At 57.5% G+C, this 17,853-nt stretch carries 16 protein-coding genes; 7 read left to right on the top strand and 9 right to left on the bottom strand.

The features are described from left to right. Positions 1-21: 21 nt before the first annotated feature. Positions 22-1,098 (bottom strand): 3-deoxy-7-phosphoheptulonate synthase, encoded by a 1,077-nt coding sequence (locus AC5JQH_RS00295; RefSeq protein ID WP_008171726.1) that lies wholly within the window; start codon positions 1,096-1,098, stop codon positions 22-24. 175 nt (positions 1,099-1,273) lie between these two features. Here AC5JQH_RS00295 and AC5JQH_RS00290 point away from each other — a divergent pair, with 175 nt between their 5' ends. Continuing rightward, complete coding sequence (locus AC5JQH_RS00290) at positions 1,274-3,097, top strand: DUF1631 family protein (RefSeq protein WP_493805127.1); 1,824 nt, start codon at positions 1,274-1,276, stop codon at positions 3,095-3,097. A gap of 132 nt (positions 3,098-3,229) precedes the next feature. After that, positions 3,230-3,517, top strand: coding sequence for a PilZ domain-containing protein (locus tag AC5JQH_RS00285; protein ID WP_493805126.1), 288 nt, complete (start codon positions 3,230-3,232; stop codon positions 3,515-3,517). Between the two features lie 71 nt (positions 3,518-3,588). Here AC5JQH_RS00285 and AC5JQH_RS00280 read toward each other — a convergent pair whose 3' ends face one another. The 7 genes from AC5JQH_RS00280 to gloB all read right to left on the bottom strand — a co-directional run bounded on the left by AC5JQH_RS00280 (position 3,589) and on the right by gloB (position 12,671). Next, positions 3,589-4,374: an enoyl-ACP reductase FabI gene (locus AC5JQH_RS00280; protein ID WP_008171720.1), complete on the bottom strand. Its 786-nt coding sequence runs from the start codon at positions 4,372-4,374 to the stop codon at positions 3,589-3,591. Positions 4,375-4,439: 65 nt separating this feature from the next. After that, on the bottom strand, positions 4,440-6,044 hold the full coding sequence (locus AC5JQH_RS00275) for an ABC transporter ATP-binding protein (protein WP_273085504.1): 1,605 nt from the start codon (positions 6,042-6,044) through the stop codon (positions 4,440-4,442). A gap of 1 nt (position 6,045) precedes the next feature. Then, complete coding sequence (locus AC5JQH_RS00270; RefSeq protein WP_008171717.1) at positions 6,046-7,074, bottom strand: ABC transporter permease; 1,029 nt, start codon at positions 7,072-7,074, stop codon at positions 6,046-6,048. Continuing rightward, complete coding sequence (locus AC5JQH_RS00265; protein ID WP_008171714.1) at positions 7,071-8,156, bottom strand: microcin C ABC transporter permease YejB; 1,086 nt, start codon at positions 8,154-8,156, stop codon at positions 7,071-7,073. Before AC5JQH_RS00265 ends, AC5JQH_RS00270 begins: the two co-directional genes overlap by 4 nt. Positions 8,157-8,171: 15 nt before the next feature. Continuing rightward, entirely contained in the window at positions 8,172-9,995 is a 1,824-nt protein-coding gene (locus tag AC5JQH_RS00260) for an extracellular solute-binding protein (RefSeq protein WP_493805125.1), read from the bottom strand. Positions 9,996-10,007: 12 nt separating this feature from the next. Beyond that, a complete protein-coding gene (locus tag AC5JQH_RS00255; protein ID WP_008171711.1) occupies positions 10,008-11,708 on the bottom strand; it encodes a LysM peptidoglycan-binding domain-containing protein in 1,701 nt (566 codons plus the stop codon). A gap of 168 nt (positions 11,709-11,876) precedes the next feature. Further along, on the bottom strand, positions 11,877-12,671 hold the full coding sequence (gloB, locus tag AC5JQH_RS00250; protein WP_008171709.1) for a hydroxyacylglutathione hydrolase: 795 nt from the start codon (positions 12,669-12,671) through the stop codon (positions 11,877-11,879). Between the two features lie 96 nt (positions 12,672-12,767). Between gloB and AC5JQH_RS00245 the strand changes: the two genes are divergently transcribed. From AC5JQH_RS00245 to AC5JQH_RS00225, 5 genes are all read left to right on the top strand, one after another. After that, positions 12,768-13,562: a class I SAM-dependent methyltransferase gene (locus tag AC5JQH_RS00245; protein WP_014577168.1), complete on the top strand. Its 795-nt coding sequence runs from the start codon at positions 12,768-12,770 to the stop codon at positions 13,560-13,562. 28 nt (positions 13,563-13,590) lie between these two features. After that, positions 13,591-14,034, top strand: coding sequence for a ribonuclease HI (rnhA, locus tag AC5JQH_RS00240; RefSeq protein WP_008171705.1), 444 nt, complete (start codon positions 13,591-13,593; stop codon positions 14,032-14,034). 38 nt (positions 14,035-14,072) lie between these two features. Beyond that, a complete protein-coding gene (gene dnaQ, locus AC5JQH_RS00235; protein WP_008171703.1) occupies positions 14,073-14,783 on the top strand; it encodes a DNA polymerase III subunit epsilon in 711 nt (236 codons plus the stop codon). 218 nt (positions 14,784-15,001) lie between these two features. Further along, the gene (locus AC5JQH_RS00230; protein ID WP_008171700.1) at positions 15,002-16,708 is read left to right on the top strand and encodes a FimL-related protein; all 1,707 of its coding nucleotides are present in this window, start codon (positions 15,002-15,004) and stop codon (positions 16,706-16,708) included. A 4-nt stretch (positions 16,709-16,712) separates the two neighbouring features. After that, entirely contained in the window at positions 16,713-17,360 is a 648-nt protein-coding gene (locus AC5JQH_RS00225) for a multidrug transporter (RefSeq protein ID WP_493805124.1), read from the top strand. A 63-nt stretch (positions 17,361-17,423) separates the two neighbouring features. On the opposite strand, the gene AC5JQH_RS00220 is transcribed toward AC5JQH_RS00225, so the two are convergent. Further along, positions 17,424-17,738, bottom strand: coding sequence for an SCP2 sterol-binding domain-containing protein (locus AC5JQH_RS00220; protein ID WP_008171697.1), 315 nt, complete (start codon positions 17,736-17,738; stop codon positions 17,424-17,426). Positions 17,739-17,853: the final 115 nt, after the last annotated feature.

Below are 17,853 nucleotides of genomic sequence, written 5' to 3'. Positions count from 1 at the left end.
CCGTTTTATATCATGCTTTGATCAGCCGATCTTGCGCTTGGGCAAGACATCCTTCAACTTATCGCGCATATCCCGAATGGCCTTTTCGGTGGTTGGCCAGTCGATACAGGCATCGGTCACCGATACGCCGTACTTGAGATCTGCCAGATTCTCGGGAATGGACTGGTTACCCCAGTTGATGTTGCTCTCCACCATCAGGCTCTGGATCGAGGTATTGCCTTCCAGGATCTGGTGGGTCACATCCTGCATGACCAGCGGCTGAATGGCCGGGTCCTTGCTGGAGTTGGCATGGCTGCAGTCAATCATCATCGACTTGCGCAAGCCTGCTTTATCCAGCGCCTGTTCGCACAGGGCGACGCTCACGGAATCGTAGTTGGGTTTGCCACCGCCGCCACGAAGAACAACGTGGCCGTAGTTATTGCCTTTGGTGCGGATAATCGCCACCTGTCCCTGCTGGTCGATGCCCAGGAAGCTGTGGGGGTGAGACACGGATTTCATGGCGTTCACCGCAACGTCCAGGCTGCCGTCGGTTCCGTTCTTGAAACCGATCGCCATGGACAGGCCGCTGCTCATCTCGCGGTGAGTCTGCGACTCGGTAGTACGGGCGCCGATGGCGGACCAGGCAATGGTGTCCTGCAGGTACTGCGGGGAGATCGGATCCAGCGCTTCGGTGGCTGCGGGCAGGCCAAGCTCGTTGATATCCAGCAGCAGACGACGACCGATGTGAAGGCCCTGCTCAATATCAAAGGTGTCGTTCAGGTGCGGATCGTTGATGAGGCCTTTCCAGCCAACTGTTGTGCGAGGCTTCTCGAAATAGACACGCATAACGATCAGCAGCGTGTCGCTGACTTCATCGGCAAGCTTCTTCAGGCGCGCGGCGTAATCTCTCGCAGCTTCAACATCGTGAATGGAGCAGGGGCCCACCACGACGAATAGCCGGTGGTCCTTGCCATCCATGATGTCATAGATCGCCTGGCGGCCCTTTGAGACGGTTTCTGCGGCCTTGTCGGAGAGCGGCATCTCCTTCTTCAGCGCTTCAGGAGTGATCAGTGCTTCCTGGCTCGCCACATTCAGATTCTCTAGTTTGTTGCCCGACATGTTGTTCTGCTTCCCCGATTCTGATCGTTGCAGCCCTGGTGGACGATAGAATATGCCAACAGGGTTGCAGATTAACGCGAATAGCGCCGGTGCACGGTTGCGGTAAACCCCGGCGAGTTGGTTATACTGCGTTATTTACAGGGCCTTTTCAACGCTTCTTAAGTACGGGGAACGGATGTCGCAAAACAGGCAGAGACCGAAGGATGTGCCTTCCGTTGCAGCGGTTTCAGGCAAGATTGACGATGTCCTGGCCGGCATTCGTGTTCCTGACCTTCCATACCCGGCTGGCAAGCTCGAACCAGACGCCGTCAGCGACTGGCGCCCACTGCTGGTTTCCTGCTGGTCCGAACAGCGTGACGAACGGGTTACCCATGTTATCCGATCTGTTCATCTGGAGTGGTCAGCCCGACAGGTGAACGCCGCCTATGTGGCTGACCGCATCATGGACGTGTTCCTGAAGACGAGCGGTCTGCATCCGAGCCTCGCCCGCCGGGTGGCAAGGCTGCGCTTCTATCTTGCCTGGCGCATGAATCTGGAGGGCAAGAAAGCCTTCAGCAAGGCGCTACTGGAGTGGCTGGACAGCCTTCAGGAGTGGCGCGGCTGGAGTGATTCCGGAGGCCGTTCCGCCAAGGTTCTGATGGATCAGCTGGATTCGCTGGTTATCGCCGTTTCCGCGAGTTTTGAATCCGGCAAGACGGAGCCGGTTAACGAATTCTGTCATCGCTGGCAGGAAGACGCCGGGAAGAGGAATGCCCAGGTTGGAAGGCTCCGCCAACGGCTGCTGGAAACCGAGCAGGGCGCTGCAAAGCAGCGCAAGGCAGAGCAGTCTTCCCGGGCATTAATCGGTCGGGCTCTCCAGGGGCGCAAGCTGCCGCTTCCGATCGTCCGCTTTATACTTGATCACTGGCAGGGTCTGCTGAAACAGTCGATCTGGGATTCCGGTCTCGACGGAGAGAACCTGCGACATGGCAGCAAGTTGCTGGAATGGCTGGTCTGGATTGGTGATCCGTCGCTTTCCGACAAGGACCGTAATCGGCTCTATCACGTGGGCGAACAGATCGGTGATCGGATCCTTGATGTCTGGAAACGGGTTTTTAATGAATCACTGCCTGCGGAGTCCCTGTCCGGGATCGAATCCGCTATGGTTTCCAGGCTGAGAGGGGAGGCGCCGGATCTTGTGGAGGCTCTGCCGGCGGCGGGGAGCTTCCACTGGGACAGCACCTGGCTCAGCTTCGAAGTGCCCGCGGCAGAAGCTTTTGAACCGTATGAGGGGCAATGGTTTGTCGAGGGCGAGGGTGTCGGAGAGCAGCGCCGTTACTTCTATGCGTTCTTGCCGGAATCGGCAGAAATCCTCTGGACGAACGGCGCCGGCGTGAAACTGGGGCTGCAGACCTGGGGCGAGTTTCAGAGGGCCCTTGAGCAGGAGCAGATCCGGCCATTGCCGCAGCTCACGCCGTTCGGAACGGTGCTGGCAGAAACCGTGGAACTGCTTGCCCGTGTCTGCGAGAAGCAGCGTCGGCAGAGGGAGCAGGCGGCGGAAGCTGCCAGGCTGCGCGCAGAGGAATTGAGGCGGGAAAAAGAAGTCGCGGAAGAACGGCGAAGGGCGGAGGAAGCGGAACGTGAAGCCGAGCTTGAGCGCCAGCGGCAAGCCGATGAAGAGCAACGACTCGCCGATGAACAGGCTGAAAAGGAACGGATCCGGAAGGAAAGGACGCTGCTGGCCGAGAAACAGGTGGATGCTATCAAGCTTGGTGGCTGGATTGCCGTTGAACCCGATGAAACGTCTGATGAACCTGCCCGTCTGAAACTGGCCGTGCGCATCAATGCGTCGAGAAAGCTCGTGTTTGTGGACCGTCTGGGCCTGAACAGGCGTGAATTTCTCGAGGACGCCCTGGTTGAAAGGATTGTCGAAGGACGGATCCGGGTTCTGGGAACCTCCGCGGAATTCGACGACACCCTTAGCAGGGTAGTCGGGCGGATTCGCGTTGGCCGCAACTGATATTGCCGAAGCAGGAAAAACAATAATGACTATAGCTTTGGAACCCGGAATGAGCCGCCCGTTGATCAGGACAATCGGGCAGATTACCGTCTTACGGCGCGAGCCAGGGCAATACTCGAGCTTGAGTCCGGCTTGCCGGAAGAAACCGGAGCCGAGGAGCGGGACCTTGTCTGCGGTATTCGTGATATTTCGGCCAGTGGCCTTTGCCTGACAGCTGACGAACCCCTTTCCCTGGGGGCCCTGCTGCCGGCGAGCGTATTTCTTGGTAACCATGCCCAGCCTTTCGGTCTGATGGTCGAAGTGATCTGGTGTCGACCCAACGAGTCGAGCTTTCTGGTGGGGGCGCGAATCATTGAGTCTGACGAAACCGCATACGTCGAGTGGGTGGAGGCCGTGGCCTCGGCGATGGCCCAGGATTGACTCTTGTCCGTGCAATCCAACGAAAAGAGCCGGCATAACGCCGGCTCTTTTACGTTCGGGGAGGGTGAGACTTACTCTTCAAGTTCACCCATTCCGGTAATGTTGAAGCCGCCGTCCACGTACATGATCTCGCCGGTAATACCGGAGGACATATCAGAGCCGAGGAATGCAGCAGCATTACCCACTTCGTCGATGGTGACGTTTCGCCGCAGCGGCGCACGCCTGGCATTTTCGGCCAGCATCTTACGGAAGCTCTTGATGCCAGAGGCGGCCAGGGTCTTGATCGGACCCGCGGAAATGCCATTCACACGAATGCCGTCCCGGCCCAGGCTGGCGGCCATGTAGCGAACATTGGCTTCCAGGGAAGCCTTGGCCAAGCCCATCACATTGTAGTTCTGCAGAACCTTCTCAGCGCCCAGGTAGCTCAGGGTAATCAGCGAGCTGCCTTCATGCATCATGCCGCGGGCACCCTTGGCCAGCGCGACAAAGCTGTAGGAGCTGATATCGTGGGCAATGCGGAAGCCATCACGGGTGGTCACGTCGACGTAGTTGCCGTCCAGCTCGTGTCCAGGCGCATAGCCGACAGCATGCACAATGATGTCGATGTTGTCCCAGTGCTTGCCCAGCTCTTTGAAGACGTTTTCAATTTCTTCGTCGCTTGCGACATCGCAGGGGAAAGTCAGCTTGCTTCCCCACTGTTCGGCGAACTTCTCAACCCGTGGCTGAAGTTTTTCATTCTGGTAGGTAAACGCCAGTTCGGCACCCTCGCGGGCGAAGGCCTCGGCGATACCGTAAGCAATGGACAGTTTGCTGGCTACGCCAACGATCAGTGCTTTCTTGCCACTGAGGATTCCCATGGGTCGTTCTCCCTGTGTTCCTGATTTGCGAGCATTATCCCTGAGTGCTCTGGTCGGGGTAACGCTCAAATAGTCGTAGTTGGTTTCTGGTAAAAGAACGCGGCGTTCAGCAGTTCACGGGTGTACTCCGCCTGCGGTGCATCGAAAATCCTGGCCGCGTCACCATATTCCACGATCCGGCCATGCTGCAGCACCAGCAGCTTATGGCTCAGGGCGCGCACCACAGCCAGGTCATGGCTGATAAAGATATAGCTTAGACCATAACGGGTCTGGATAGCCCTCAACAGTTCAATGACCTGCTTCTGCACGGTGCGGTCCAGGGCGGATGTGGGTTCGTCCAGAATGATCAGGTCGGGCTGCAGCACCAGAGCCCGGGCGATGGCAATGCGTTGGCGCTGGCCGCCAGAGAATTCGTGTGGATAACGATGCCGTGCCTCCGGATCAAGGCCAACGTCGGTGAGCGCGCGAATCACTTTGCTGTCGTGTTCGGCTGCGTTTTCCGCGTCGTGGATCTCCAGCCCTTCGCGGACAATTTCGGCAATGGACATTCTGGGACTGAGGCTGCCAAACGGATCCTGAAAGACAATCTGCACGCGCCTTCGCCAGGGCCTGAAATCCTTCTGGTTAAGAAACGCCAGCTCCTCGCCCGCGAGGCGGATACTTCCGGTACTGGCGGTAAGCTTCAGCAGCGCATGGCCGATGGTGGTTTTGCCGCTGCCACTTTCCCCGACGATTCCGAGCGTTTCGCCGCGATTGAGCTGGAAATCGGCGCCCTGCACAGCGTGAAAGGATTCCTTCACCTTGCCCAAAAGGCTCTTTCGTATCGGGAAACGCACGTCCAGTCGCTCAACAGCCAGCAACGGTTCTGCACGTTTATCGAGGGGTAGGGGCGCCTCCGGGGGCTCGGCATCCAGAAGCTTTCGTGTATAGGGGTGTTGTGGGCTGGCAAACAGGGCATCGGTATCAGCCTCTTCCACGAGTTTGCCATGTTCCATGACAGCCACCCGGTCGGCGTACCGCCGAACGATGGTCAGGTCATGGGTAATCAGAAGAATGGCCATACCCAGTTTCTTCTGAAGGTCCCTGAGCAATTCGAGAACCTGTTTCTGGACGGTTACATCCAGTGCCGTCGTAGGCTCGTCCGCGATAAGGAGATCGGGTTCATTGGCCAGGGCCATGGCGATCATCACCCGCTGCTTTTGCCCCCCCGAAAGTTGGTGGGGATAGGCGCCAAGCTTGCTTTCCGGGTTCTGTATCCCCACGAGTTGCAGCAGCTCCAGACAGCGCTGTTTTGCCTGTGGCCCGCGCATTCCCTTGTGCAGTTCCAGGGTTTCGCCAATCTGCTTTTCCACGGTATGTAGAGGATTAAGGGATGTCATGGGCTCCTGGAATATCATCCCGATCTCCCGGCCGCGGATCTGGCGCATGCGCTTCTCGGTGGCGGCCAGAAGATCTTCATCGCGGTACCGGATCTGCCCGCTGGGGTAGCTGGCGTGCCGCGCATCCAGGAGGCGCAGAATCGACAGTGCCGAAATGGATTTTCCGGAGCCGCTTTCGCCCACCAGTGCGAGGGTCTCGCCTTCACGGATTGCCAGTGACAGGGATTCGACGGCTGGAGGCCCGTGATCAAAACAGATGGAAAGATCGGAAATCTGAAGTAACTGGCTCATATCAGCTCTTCCTCGGATCGAAGGCATCGCGTACGGCCTCACCCACGAACACCAGCAAGGTGAGCATCAGAGACAGCGATACGAAGGCGGATATGCCCAGCCAGGGCGCATGCAGGTTGGCCTTGCCCTGGGCAATCAGTTCCCCCAACGAGGGTGAACCGGAGGGCAGACCAAAGCCCAGGAAATCCAGGGAGGTCAGGCCGGTAATTGCCCCCGTCAGAATGAACGGGAGGAAGGTCAGCGTGGCTACCATGGCATTGGGGAGTATATGCCGGAACATGATTTTGCGGTTGTCCAGACCCAGTGCACGGGCAGCTTTGACGTATTCGAAGTTACGGGCACGCAGGAATTCCGCACGGACCACATCCACCAGCCCCATCCAGCTGAACAGCAGCATGATGCCCAGCAGCCACCAGAAGTTTGGCTGCACAATGCTGGAGAGAATGATCAGCAGATACAGCACCGGCAAGCCGGACCAGACCTCGATAAAGCGCTGGCCCAGCAGATCAATTTTGCCGCCGTAAAAGCCCTGGATGGCGCCGACCACTACGCCGACAATGCAACTGGCGATGGTCAAGGTAAGGCCGAACAGAACCGAAATGCGGAAGCCATAGATCACCCGGGCTGCAACATCCCGGCCCTGATCGTCGGTTCCCAGCCAGTTCTCTGCACTCGGCGGCGCCGGTGACGGAACCTCGAGATCGTAATTGATGGTGTTGTAGCTGAACCGGATCGGTGGCCAGACCATCCATCCGTTCGCGCTTATCTCATCGGCGATAAAGGGATCGCGATAATCGGCTTCCGTGGGCAGGAAACCACCAAAGGTTTCTTCCGGCACGGATTGGACCACCGGGAAGTAGAGGTCGCCTTTGTAGGACACGACCAGTGGCGAGTCGTTGGCAATCAGCTCAGCAACCAATGACAGGCCAAACAGGGCGAGAAAGATCCACAAAGACCAGAAACCCCGGCGGTTTTTCCGGAAGTTCCGCAGGCGCCGCTGTTGGATCGGAGTCAGAGACCGGAAACTCACGCACCCTCCCGGCTTTCAAAATCGATCCGCGGATCGACCAGGACGTAGGTAATGTCGCTGATCAGCTTCAGGATCAGGCCCATCAGGGTGAAGATATACAGGGTGCCGAAGATCACGGGATAGTCGCGGTTCAGGGCCGCCTCGAAACCGAGCAGCCCGAGCCCGTCGAGGGAGAAGATCACTTCAATCAGCAGGGAGCCCGTAAAGAACAGAGCGACAAGGACGCCTGGCAGGCTGGCAATCACGATCAGCATGGCATTGCGAAATACGTGGCCATACAGCACTTCTTTCTGGTCCAGACCCTTGGCGCGGGCGGTTACCACGTACTGCTTTCCGATCTCATCCAGGAAGGAATTCTTGGTAAGCAGGGTCAGGGTGGCAAAACCGCCGATCACATTTGCGGTGACGGGCAACGCCAGGTGCCAGAAGTAATCCCCGATTTTCTGGTACCAGGTAAGCTCGTCGAAATTCGAAGAGGTCAGGCCCCGGAGCGGAAACCAGTCGAAATAACTGCCCCCGGCAAACAACACGATGAGCAGTATCGCGAAGAGGAAGCCCGGAATGGCGTAGCCCACCACAATGGCTGAGCTGGTCCAGACATCGAACCTGGAGCCGTCTGTAACGGCTTTCCGGATGCCCAGGGGGATGGAAATAAAATAGATGATCAGCGTCGACCACAGCCCCAGGGAGATCGAAACGGGCATTTTATCGATTATCAGGTCGATGACGCTTTTTTCCCGGAAGAAGGAATCACCGAAGTTGAAGGTGGCGTAATCGCCAAGCATCTTGAAGAAGCGTTCGTGAGCAGGCTTGTCGAAGCCATACATGACTTCGATTTCTTTCAGAAGCTCATCGGGTATGCCGCGGGAACCACGCGTGTCGCCGGAAGAGTCGGCTACCTCGCCACCTGTTCCACCACCGGAAGCCCGGGCCAGCGCGCTGCCGCCGTGGCCTTCCATCTCAGCGATAAGCTGCTCAACGGGACCACCGGGGGCCGCCTGCACAATGACAAAGTTGAGCAGCATGATTCCGATCAGCGTGGGGATGATCAGCGCCAGACGCCTGAGTATGTAGATGCCCATTTGGCGGCGTTTTCCTCAGGGCTTCGCCCACCAGTTGTCCAGATCAATGCCGTTTTTCGGCGTCTCGGCTGGACGTTGCAGATGGTTCCAGTAGGCGACACGGTCGCTTCTCAGGTGCCAGTGAGGAATCACATAATAGTGGTGCAGCAGAACCCGGTCCAAGGCGCGAACCCGGTAAACCAGTTCCTCTCGGTTTGGCGCCTGAATGACCATGTTCACAAGCTCGTCGATCACCGGATCGCTCACGCCCATGTAATTCCGTGAGCCTTTGGCATCCACGGTGGATGAATGCCAGTATTCCCGCTGTTCATTGCCCGGGGAATCCGATTGGCCGAACACCTGGGTGATCATATCGAAATCGAATTCCCGCAGGCGCTGGATGTACTGGTTGCTGTCCACGAGGCGTACGGTCACATCGATACCGAGACGGCCGAGGTTGTTCTTGAAAGGCAGAACCACCCGCTCGAAGCTTTTCTGGAACAGCAGGATTTCGAACGCCAGTGGTTCGCCGGTTTCGCCGTGTACCATCTTGCCATCGCGGATGATATACCCGGCGGACTTGAGCAGACCCAGAGCCGTCCTCAGATTCTCGCGGAGGCCCTGCTGGCCTTCGGTGGTGGGTGGCTGGTACTCCTCGGTAAACACATCATCGGGCAACTGATCCCGGTAAGGTTCGAGTATTTCCAGTTCACGGCCGGTGGGGAGACCCGAGGAAGCGAGATCGCTGTTTTCAAAGTAGCTGTCAGTACGGGTGTACTGGTCGAAGAAGAGGTTCTTGTTGGCCCACTGGAAGTCGAAACCATAGGCCAGCGCTTCACGAACCAGCGGGTCCGAAAACACCTTTCTGCGGGTGTTGAAGGCAAAACCCTGCATGCCTGAAGGCCGGTGATGCTCGATGGCTTCCTTCATGATCGTGCCGTTTTCGAACCGCTCCCCGGTGTAGGCTGTGGCCCAGTTCTTGGCAGAAGACTCCAACCGGAAATCGAAACTGCCGGCCTTGAACGCCTCCAGCGCCACGGTGTCATCGGTGTAGTAGTCGTAGGTGATCTGATCGAAGTTGAAGCGGCCATTCCGGACGCCAAGATCCTGTGCCCAGTAATCGTCAACGCGTTCGTAAGTAATCGACCGGCCTGCTTCGAAGTCACCAATCCGGTAGGGGCCACTGCCCAACGGCGGGTTGAGGCCATTCTTGCCAAATTCGCGATCGGCCCAGTAGTGTTGGGGCAGAATGGGCATCTGGCCGAGGATCAGCGGCAGCTCCCGATTGCTGGTTTCCTTGAAGTCAAAACGTACTCGCTGAGGGCTTTCTATCGTGACTGTTTCTACGTCAGCGTAGTAGTTCCGGAAGAAGGGATGCCCCTGGGTAGTAAGCGTGTCGAAGGAGAATTTCACATCCTCAGTGGTAATGGCTTCGCCATCGTGGAACCGCGCCTGTTCACGGATATTGAAAACCACATAGCTCCGGTCTTCGGGTGTCTCCAGGGATTCGGCAATCAGGCCGTAGGCCGAAAAGGGCTCATCGTCGGACGACTCAAGGAGTGTGTCATACAGATAGTTGCTGATGCCCGCGGCGGCAACACCCCGTATATCAAAAGGATTGAATGAGTCGAAGCCGTTGGCAACAACCGCCATTTTCAGGGTGCCGCCTTTCGGGGCTTCCGGATTCACGTAATCGAAGTGGCTGAACCCGGAAGGGTATTTGGTGTCCCCGTGCATGGCAATGCCATGGGCTGGCATTGCCTCGTCGGCGACGGAAAAGGGTGAGATAAGCGGTGTGGCAATAAGTGCCAGGGCTGATAAAAACGACGTAAGGGATGAGGCTTTCCGTGTTCTTGTCATAAGTCTCGCACGTCAGGGACTGTTTCGGATATCAACGTAGAGTACCAGACTTTGCCCGGGTTGCAGATAACGGGCGGTATTCAGATCGTTCCAGCTTGCGATGTCCCGCACATTCACGGAAAACCTGCTGGCAATCCGGGCAAGGGAGTCGCCTTTGCGCACCCGGTAGCCTACTTTCCGAACCATAGCCTTACCACGGCCACTGTTGGCTGCCACAACCGTCGGCTGACTGGTTTTGGACCAGATGACCAGTTCCTTGCCGGGTATCAGCGGATCGCCCGGCGCCATACCGTTCCAGGCAGCAACTTCACGTACGGACACCCGGTGCTCGCGGGCAATGTCCCAGAAGGTGTCGCCCTTGCGCACCGTGTAACGAACCTTGTTACCGTCCCGCTTACGCTCCTGTTTGCGCTCAAGGCGCTGGGAGGCGCTCAGGGCGTAAGCATCGCTGCCCTTGGAAGCAAAGGGAATCATCAGGCGCTGGCCAATTCGTATCAGGTCGCTGTCCAGATTGTTGACCTGCTGCAGCACTGACGGCGTTGTGGAGAACTTGCGGGAGATCGAATTGAGACTGTCTCCGGATTTGACTTCGTAGTTGCGCCAGGACACCCGTTGATTGGCTGGAATTTCAGCCAGGGCGGCACGGAACGTCTCCGCATTCCCAACCGGAACGAGCAACCGGTGAGGTCCATCCGGCGAAGTTGCCCAGCGATTGTAGGAGGGGTTCAGGAGGTAGATCTCGTCGACATCTACTCCGGCCAGTTCTGCCGCCTGGGCAAGGTCGAGCTGGGAGCCGGTATCAACAACTTCGAAGTAGGGTTCGTCTTTCAGCGATGGCAGTTCGATGCCATAGGCCTCGGGATTGTCGAATATTTTCGCCAGAGCAATCAGTTTGGGGACGTAGTGTCTGGTCTCCCGGGGCAGGTGAAGAGACCAGAAGTCTGTCGGCTTGTTGGCGTTCCGGTTGCGGCGCATGGCGCTGGAAACCGTGCCGCCGCCGCTGTTGTAGGCGGCAAGGGCGAGCGTGTGGTCGCCATCAAACCGGTTTGCGAGGCGCTCGAGATAGGTCAGGGCAGCGTCGGTTGCGGCGATGACGTCACGACGGTCATCGTGCCACCAGCTCTGTGTCAGGCCAAAGTATTTGCCCGTGGAGGGAATGAATTGCCAGAGACCGGCCGCGCGCCCATGGGAGTACGCAAACGGATCGAACGCGCTTTCAACAACGGGGAGCAGAGCATATTCGGCAGGCAAGCCCCGCTTTTCGGTCTCGTTGACGATATAGTGAAGGTAGCGACTGCCGCGTTCCACAACCCGGTCAATGTAGCCGGGATGTCGGGCATACCAGTTCAACTGGTCCCGAACCCGTTCATTGTCGATATCGTGATCCAGAACAAATCCTGAGCGCAGTCTTGCCCACAGATCTTGCTCAACTGCCTCCGCCTCAGCGGTTTTCTGAACCGGATTGTCGAGCTTCTCCCGGGCATCCCTGGCAGCATCCTTCAATTCCGGAGCAATAGCTTCGTCCAGCGGCTCGTCGCGGGCAGCGTCACGGTTTTCTCCGGTCTCGACAGCTTTCTTGAGCCCTTCATCGCCCGCGGCGACCGTGACTTCCTGTGTGTTCAGCGGGCTTTGCTCTCCCTGGCTGATCAGGCTGGTGCAGCCACTTGCGAGGGCTCCGGCGAAAAACAAAAACGACAATCGTCTGGCCGACATAACAGCATCCGGGTTCAGGTTGAGGCCGGATTCAGCATCTGAAACTCCGGCATATTGAACAATTTACGGTCACAATTTTGAAATGATTCTATGGGACCGATTAAAAAGGGGTCAAGAAACCTCTCGTTACGGCTCTGAGAGGATTTGTTAAGTGCGTATCACCAGGCGTCAGAAATTATCCTTGCCGTGGCGAATGGCCGCAAAAATAGCGTTATCGGAATCGGCGGGCAGGCCGCGGCTTGAGCAATAGGCCCGGGCGGAGTCCACTACCGCCGGATCATCCCACCGCAGAAACGGATTGAGCCGTTTCTCGTTCTCGAGGATTGAAGGAACCGTCGGTTCTCCTGCATCGCGGGCGGCCTGACACTCCTGCTCGAACGTCCGGAGACCTTCGTCTTCCGGCAACCAGCTGCGGGCAAAGCGCAGGTTCGCGAGGGTGTACTCGTGGGCGCAGTAAACGGCGGTCTTGCCAGGCAGCGCCCGGAGGGTCTGAAGAGACTGACGCATCTGCTCCGGTGAGCCCTCGAACAGACGTCCGCATCCACAGACAAAAAGGGTATCGCCACAGAAGAGAACCGGCCGACCATTTACCTCGACGTCGGTGAAGTAGGCAATATGATCGAGAGTATGGCCGGGAACGCCCAGGACCTGGAAGGTGATATCTTCCCAGATCACCTCGTCACCGGGATGAACCAGGTTGGTACTGCCTTTGTAGGGCGAATCCGCGGGGCCCGTTACCCTGCAATCCGGAAAACGGGAGAGCAATTCTTTGACACCGCCGACATGGTCCGGATGATGGTGGGTCACCAGAATGGTATCCAGGGTCAGTCCGTTCTCGGCCAGATGGTCCAGGACCGGTTGGGCCTGGCCCGGGTCCACGATCAGCGCCTTGTCGCTGGCGGTGTCGGAAAGGCACCAGATATAGTTGTCACTGAAGGCGGGTATGGCGGAAATGGTCAGCATAGGGCCCCACATGTGCTTATCGAATGTGACTGATATGATAGAGCATTAAATACAAGGCCCCAACCATGGGAAAGGGCTTCCTGGAGTGGCGCATTGGTGAGTGAATCCGAGGCAGTTGATTATTCCGCCAGACATGAGAGCTTTGAGCGCTGGTTCCAGACCCCGCTTGGTCGGGCACTGTTGGCCGACCAGAGACGCTTTGTCGACGCCGAGCTACAGCGTCTGACAGGCGCCAGGCAGTTGCAGGTGGGGATCAGCCATCGGCTGCCGTTGGCTACCGGCACGGATTTTTCCCAGAAGATCATGACAGCGCCAAGATGGTATCCCCATATTCCGGATGGAGTCGCCATCTGCGATGCCGACGAGCTGGCCTTTCCCGGTGACTCGATGGATCTTGTCGTGCTGCATCACACGGCCGATTTCTCTCCTTACCCTCACCAGGTGATTCGCGAGGCGGCGCGCGTGCTCCGGGGAGAGGGCACGATGGCGCTGTTTGGTTTTAACCCTCTGAGCCTCTGGGGCGCGCGCAAACTGATCTCCAGGAGCAGCGAGGGCCCGTGGGGCGGTCGCTTCCTCTTGCGCGGACGCATGGAAGACTGGCTGCACTTGCTGGGCTTTAATGTCGAAGCGTCGATTACCCGGTTTTTCAGGCCACCACTGCAGCGCAGTGGTCGCAAGCCGACGAGCCGGATTGACAACCGTTTGTCCGGAAATCGACTCCTGCCAGTAGGCGCCTATTACTGTATCCTTGCCAAAAAACGCGTCCACGCCCGGTTGCCAAGGCGCCCCGTCTGGCGCCAAAGCAAGGTGATTGCCCTGCCGGGCACCGGTACCGTTGGCGCCTCCCGAGGTTGCAGCCGCAGTGGCTCGCCGATTAACAGACCGAAGTGAATCACCGAAAATTAAATCAGGAGGCTGAATGGCCGGCAAGGTAACCCTCTATACGGATGGCGCCTGCAAAGGCAACCCCGGGCCCGGCGGCTGGGGCGTGGTTTTGCGCTATGGCGACAATCGAAAGACCCTGCACGGCGGGGAGGCGAATACCACGAACAACCGCATGGAATTAATGGCAGCCATCCGTGGTCTGGAGGCCCTGAAGCGCCCGTGCGAGGTGGAGCTGTTTACGGATTCGCAGTACGTGCGCAAAGGCATTACGGAATGGATGGCAGGCTGGAAGCGGAACGGCTGGAAGACCTCCGCGAAAAAGCCCGTGAAGAACGAAGATCTCTGGCGCGAGCTGGATGCCGAAGTGGCCCGGCACCAGATTAACTGGCACTGGGTAAAAGGGCACTCTGGTGTTCCTGACAATGAACTGGCGGATGAACTGGCCAATCGCGGTGTCGACGAGCTTTCCGGCGCATAGATTCAGAGCGCATAAATACAGTTAACCAGGTACAGGCAATGAGACAGATCGTACTGGATACAGAAACCACGGGTATCGACCCGGCAGAAGGTCACCGGATCATCGAGATCGGTTGTGTTGAATTGATGGAGCGCCAGCTCACCGGCCGCAACTACCATGTCTATATCAACCCGGACCGGGAAGTAGAGGCTGAGGCGATCACTGTTCACGGCATCACCAACGAGTTCCTTGCCGACAAACCCCGTTTCGCGGAAATCGCCGATGAGTTCTTCGAGTTCATCAAGGGCGCCGAGCTGGTTATCCATAACGCTGCGTTCGACGTCGGCTTCATGGACTCGGAATTCGCCCGTCTCAAGCCGGTACGGAAAACCGCGGACCACTGCGGAATCGTGGACTCGCTCGCTATCGCAAGGGCCCGTCACCCGGGGCAGAAGAACAACCTTGATGCGCTCTGCAAGCGCTACGGTGTGGACAACAGCAACCGTGACCTCCACGGCGCGTTGCTGGATGCGGAGATCCTGGCCGATGTTTACCTCCTGCTTACCGGTGGCCAGACCGCGCTGTCACTGGATGCCGGATCCGAGAACGGTGGCGGTAACGGCGGAATTCGAAGGCTGCCTGCTGACAGAGCGCCCCTGTCGGTGGTTCGTGCCTCCAGTTCAGAGGCCGAAGCCCACGAAGAGTTCATGTCCCTGCTCGAAAAACAGGCGGGCGAAACTGTGTGGGGTAAACTCCAGAGCCCGGAATGAGAACTGGGTCGGGCTGTACCAAATGTTACATTCCGCCTTTCTTGAGGTACTTGAGTTTTATGTTATAAGTAATGATAAGTTCGCCAGTTTTTTGCGAACTGGCTTTGGCCGGAAAAGGGGTTAGCCGGCCCAGAACAAAAAGGCCTGGTACGCGACAGCCGGACCAGTGACCACCAAAGAGGATGCGGTAGTCTCCGCAACATTAACGGGAAGCGTTTATGGTTCAGTCGTCTCTCGCGACGAAATCGCAGTCGTTTGATCTGGTCAAAAGTGAAATAGAGCAGACCATCAAGCAGGCAGAATCCAGCCTTGAACGCTTTCAGGAAAACCGCGAAAGGGGTGAGGATCTCCAGAACTGTGTTGATTTCATCAACCAGTTGCGGGGCATTTTTATTCTGGTGGAGCTGCGGGGCGGAACCCTGCTGTGCCAGGAAGCAGTAACTATGGCCAACGACGTTCCCGTTGGCGCTAATGACGACAAAAACATCCTCCTTACTACCCTCAATAGCGCTCTGTTCATTCTTCGGCGCTATGTCGAGTACTATCATCAGCAGCGGGAAGATCATCCCGAGCTGTTGCTTCCCGTGATCAATGACCTCCGAGAGGCCCGCCGGGAAAAACCCTATCCCGAATCCTGTTTTTTTGATGTCGATGTCAAAGAGAGGCCGGATTTTTGTGCCGGTTTGTCATTGCAGCCGTTTGAAGGCAATGAGGCGGATTACGAAGTCATGGCGCGTCGCATGCGCCTGACCTTCCAGGTTGCGCTTTTGGGAATTCTTCGCGACCGGAACGATGTGGTAAACAAGAAATTGATTGGCCGCGCTTCGAGAGGACTTGCCCGCCTTTGCCAGGGCGCACCTATGGGGCAGATGTGGTGCCTTGTCGGCATTGTTGCGGACACCATGCTTGATCGCGCTATGGTCTTTAACAAGGCCCGCAAGCGCATGTTCATGCGGATCGAGAAGTACGCCCGGGAAGTGGTGTACGTGGGCAAGGTTGCCACGGGTAAAGACGCGCCGGATTCGCTGATTCGGGATCTGGTCTATCTGCTGTACCGCAGCGGGTCTGCTAACCCTGAAGTTACCGAGGTGTTATCCGCTTACCATCTCGCGCCGGCGGATTTTCCGGATTCCATGCTGGAAGCCCATGCGAGCAGGTTGTACGGTCCTGGCAGTGATGTCCTTAAATCCCTTTCGGAAGCCCTTCAGGATGAACTGAACCAGTTGAAGGACAAGCTGGACATCATTGAACGCGGTATCGAGCCGGATCTGGCGGAGCTGTCTTCGATTGCCGATGCCCTCGAACGACTGGCCAACACTTTGGTGATGCTTGACCTGAACAAGCTGGCGGGCGTTTCAAGAGAAGAGGCGAGCAAGCTTCGGGGTTGGGAAGCAGAATCTCGCTTGCCCGGTGATGATGAACTGTATCGACTCGCCGATTCCGTCCTGGGAATCGAAGACGCCGTCATGCAGATCGTGACCCGCGGCATCACGTCGGAAACCGACGCGTTGGCCGGTGGTGAACGCAAGCGGGAGGAGTCTGTCTACCTCCGTGAGGCGCTCTATGTCGTGGCTGACGAAGCCCGTGGGGCATTGACCCTGGCAAAGCGTGCAATCACCGCTTTTATCGAATCCGACTACGACAAACTGCATCTTGCCAATCTGCCTGCAACCCTGCACAGCATCTGGGGTGGCCTGCAAATGGTGAATGATCCCGGAGCCGCCGGGGTTCTTGAGCGGGTTGCGGCTTCAATCCAGGAGCGCTTGCTGGATGCGAAGGAAGCGCCAGCCGCCCAGGTGCTCGAGGCGCTGGCGGACGCTCTGACTTCGCTGGAGTACTACATCGAGAGTATTGGCAAAAGCGAAGACCGCAACGTAGATCTACTGAAACTGGCTGAATCGTCGCTGGACGATGTAGGTTTGTAGTTCCATGTCCCACACGCTCGCTATCATTGTACTGGCCGCTGCCGGCGCTGTGATGGTTATAGCGGGCCTGCTGTTTTTCAGGCACCCCCGATGGTTGCTCACCTGGATTAAAGGAACGGCGGTTTTCGGTGTCATTCTGGCCGGTTTATATGTCCTCGTGATTGCGGTAAATCTGAGCAGCTATCATTCACTGGTAGGCTTGCAGACCGCGGCAAGCATCTCCACCCAGAGACAGGCCGAACAGATCTGGCAGGTTTCCCTCCAGAGTCAGGATGGGTTGTCTGTGGTGAGAACGCTGCAGGGCGATCAATGGCAGATGGACGCCAGGATTCTCCGTTTTACCGGCCCCTTCCGTTGGCTTGATATCGCTCCCGGTTACCGGCTCGAGCAATTGAGCGGGCGTTACACGTCGCTTGAGCAGGAGCGGTCGGCTCCGAGGACTTCCATAGGCCTCGCTGAAGGCATCTGGCCTGATCTCTGGCAGTGGGACCGTCAATTCAACTTGCCGTTTGTGGAGGCCGTGGACGGAAGCATGACGTTCATGCCAATGCGGGGTGGGGCTGTTTTCGAGGTAAAGCTATCCTCTTCAGGTCTGGTTGCTGTTCCGGTAAACGAGCAGGCGAGGGAAGCCGTGCAGTTCTGGAATCAATAGATTCTCGGGCATAAAAAAAGCCTGCGTTGAGACGCAGGCTTTTTTGTGCTTGACGGGGGGCAATCAGCCCATCTTGAACAGTTCGCCCAATTTGGTTGCCAGCATCATATCGCCTTCGGCGCGCAGTTGACCTGCCATGAATGCCTGCATGCCGTCGGTCTCGCCTGAAACGATGCCCTGCAGGGTTTCGGAGTTCATGATCAGGGTAACGGATGGATCGTCATGGGCGCCTTCGTGCATTTTGCAGGTGCCGTCATTAATAACGAGGTGGTAGGTCTTGTCGTCCTCGATGTCGAACTGGAATACCAGGTCCAGGCCTTGAGCTGCGTCTGCGTTGAAATTCTGTTCGAGTTGTTCAAATACCTGAGCTACAGACATTGTTTTACCCTTTTGATGGTTGTCTAGTCATGATCACGACGGCTTGATGTCCCTGGCTGCACGAGCCTGATCGGGTGCCCGGGTAGAGCCGACCTCGCAATCCGACTTTATGGTG

The sequence above is a fragment of the Marinobacter sp. H13 genome (genome assembly GCF_059072335.1).
The sequence above is the reverse complement of the archived record's forward strand: the minus strand, read 5'-3'. Positions and strand labels throughout refer to the sequence as shown.

Excerpts from the sequence above, each read along its gene's own strand:
- gloB (WP_008171709.1), bottom strand. The coding sequence starts at position 12,671 with ATGCTGACCATTTCCGCCATACCCGCCTTCAGTGACAACTATATCTGG.
- rnhA (WP_008171705.1), top strand. The coding sequence starts at position 13,591 with ATGGCCGGCAAGGTAACCCTCTATACGGATGGCGCCTGCAAAGGCAAC.
- AC5JQH_RS00260 (WP_493805125.1), bottom strand. The coding sequence starts at position 9,995 with ATGACAAGAACACGGAAAGCCTCATCCCTTACGTCGTTTTTATCAGCC.
- AC5JQH_RS00225 (WP_493805124.1), top strand. The coding sequence starts at position 16,713 with ATGTCCCACACGCTCGCTATCATTGTACTGGCCGCTGCCGGCGCTGTG.
- AC5JQH_RS00230 (WP_008171700.1), top strand. The coding sequence starts at position 15,002 with ATGGTTCAGTCGTCTCTCGCGACGAAATCGCAGTCGTTTGATCTGGTC.
- AC5JQH_RS00295 (WP_008171726.1), bottom strand. The coding sequence starts at position 1,098 with ATGTCGGGCAACAAACTAGAGAATCTGAATGTGGCGAGCCAGGAAGCA.
- AC5JQH_RS00255 (WP_008171711.1), bottom strand. The coding sequence starts at position 11,708 with ATGTCGGCCAGACGATTGTCGTTTTTGTTTTTCGCCGGAGCCCTCGCA.
- AC5JQH_RS00220 (WP_008171697.1), bottom strand. The coding sequence starts at position 17,738 with ATGTCTGTAGCTCAGGTATTTGAACAACTCGAACAGAATTTCAACGCA.
- dnaQ (WP_008171703.1), top strand. The coding sequence starts at position 14,073 with ATGAGACAGATCGTACTGGATACAGAAACCACGGGTATCGACCCGGCA.
- AC5JQH_RS00290 (WP_493805127.1), top strand. The coding sequence starts at position 1,274 with ATGTCGCAAAACAGGCAGAGACCGAAGGATGTGCCTTCCGTTGCAGCG.
- AC5JQH_RS00280 (WP_008171720.1), bottom strand. The coding sequence starts at position 4,374 with ATGGGAATCCTCAGTGGCAAGAAAGCACTGATCGTTGGCGTAGCCAGC.
- AC5JQH_RS00265 (WP_008171714.1), bottom strand. The coding sequence starts at position 8,156 with ATGGGCATCTACATACTCAGGCGTCTGGCGCTGATCATCCCCACGCTG.
- AC5JQH_RS00275 (WP_273085504.1), bottom strand. The coding sequence starts at position 6,044 with ATGAGCCAGTTACTTCAGATTTCCGATCTTTCCATCTGTTTTGATCAC.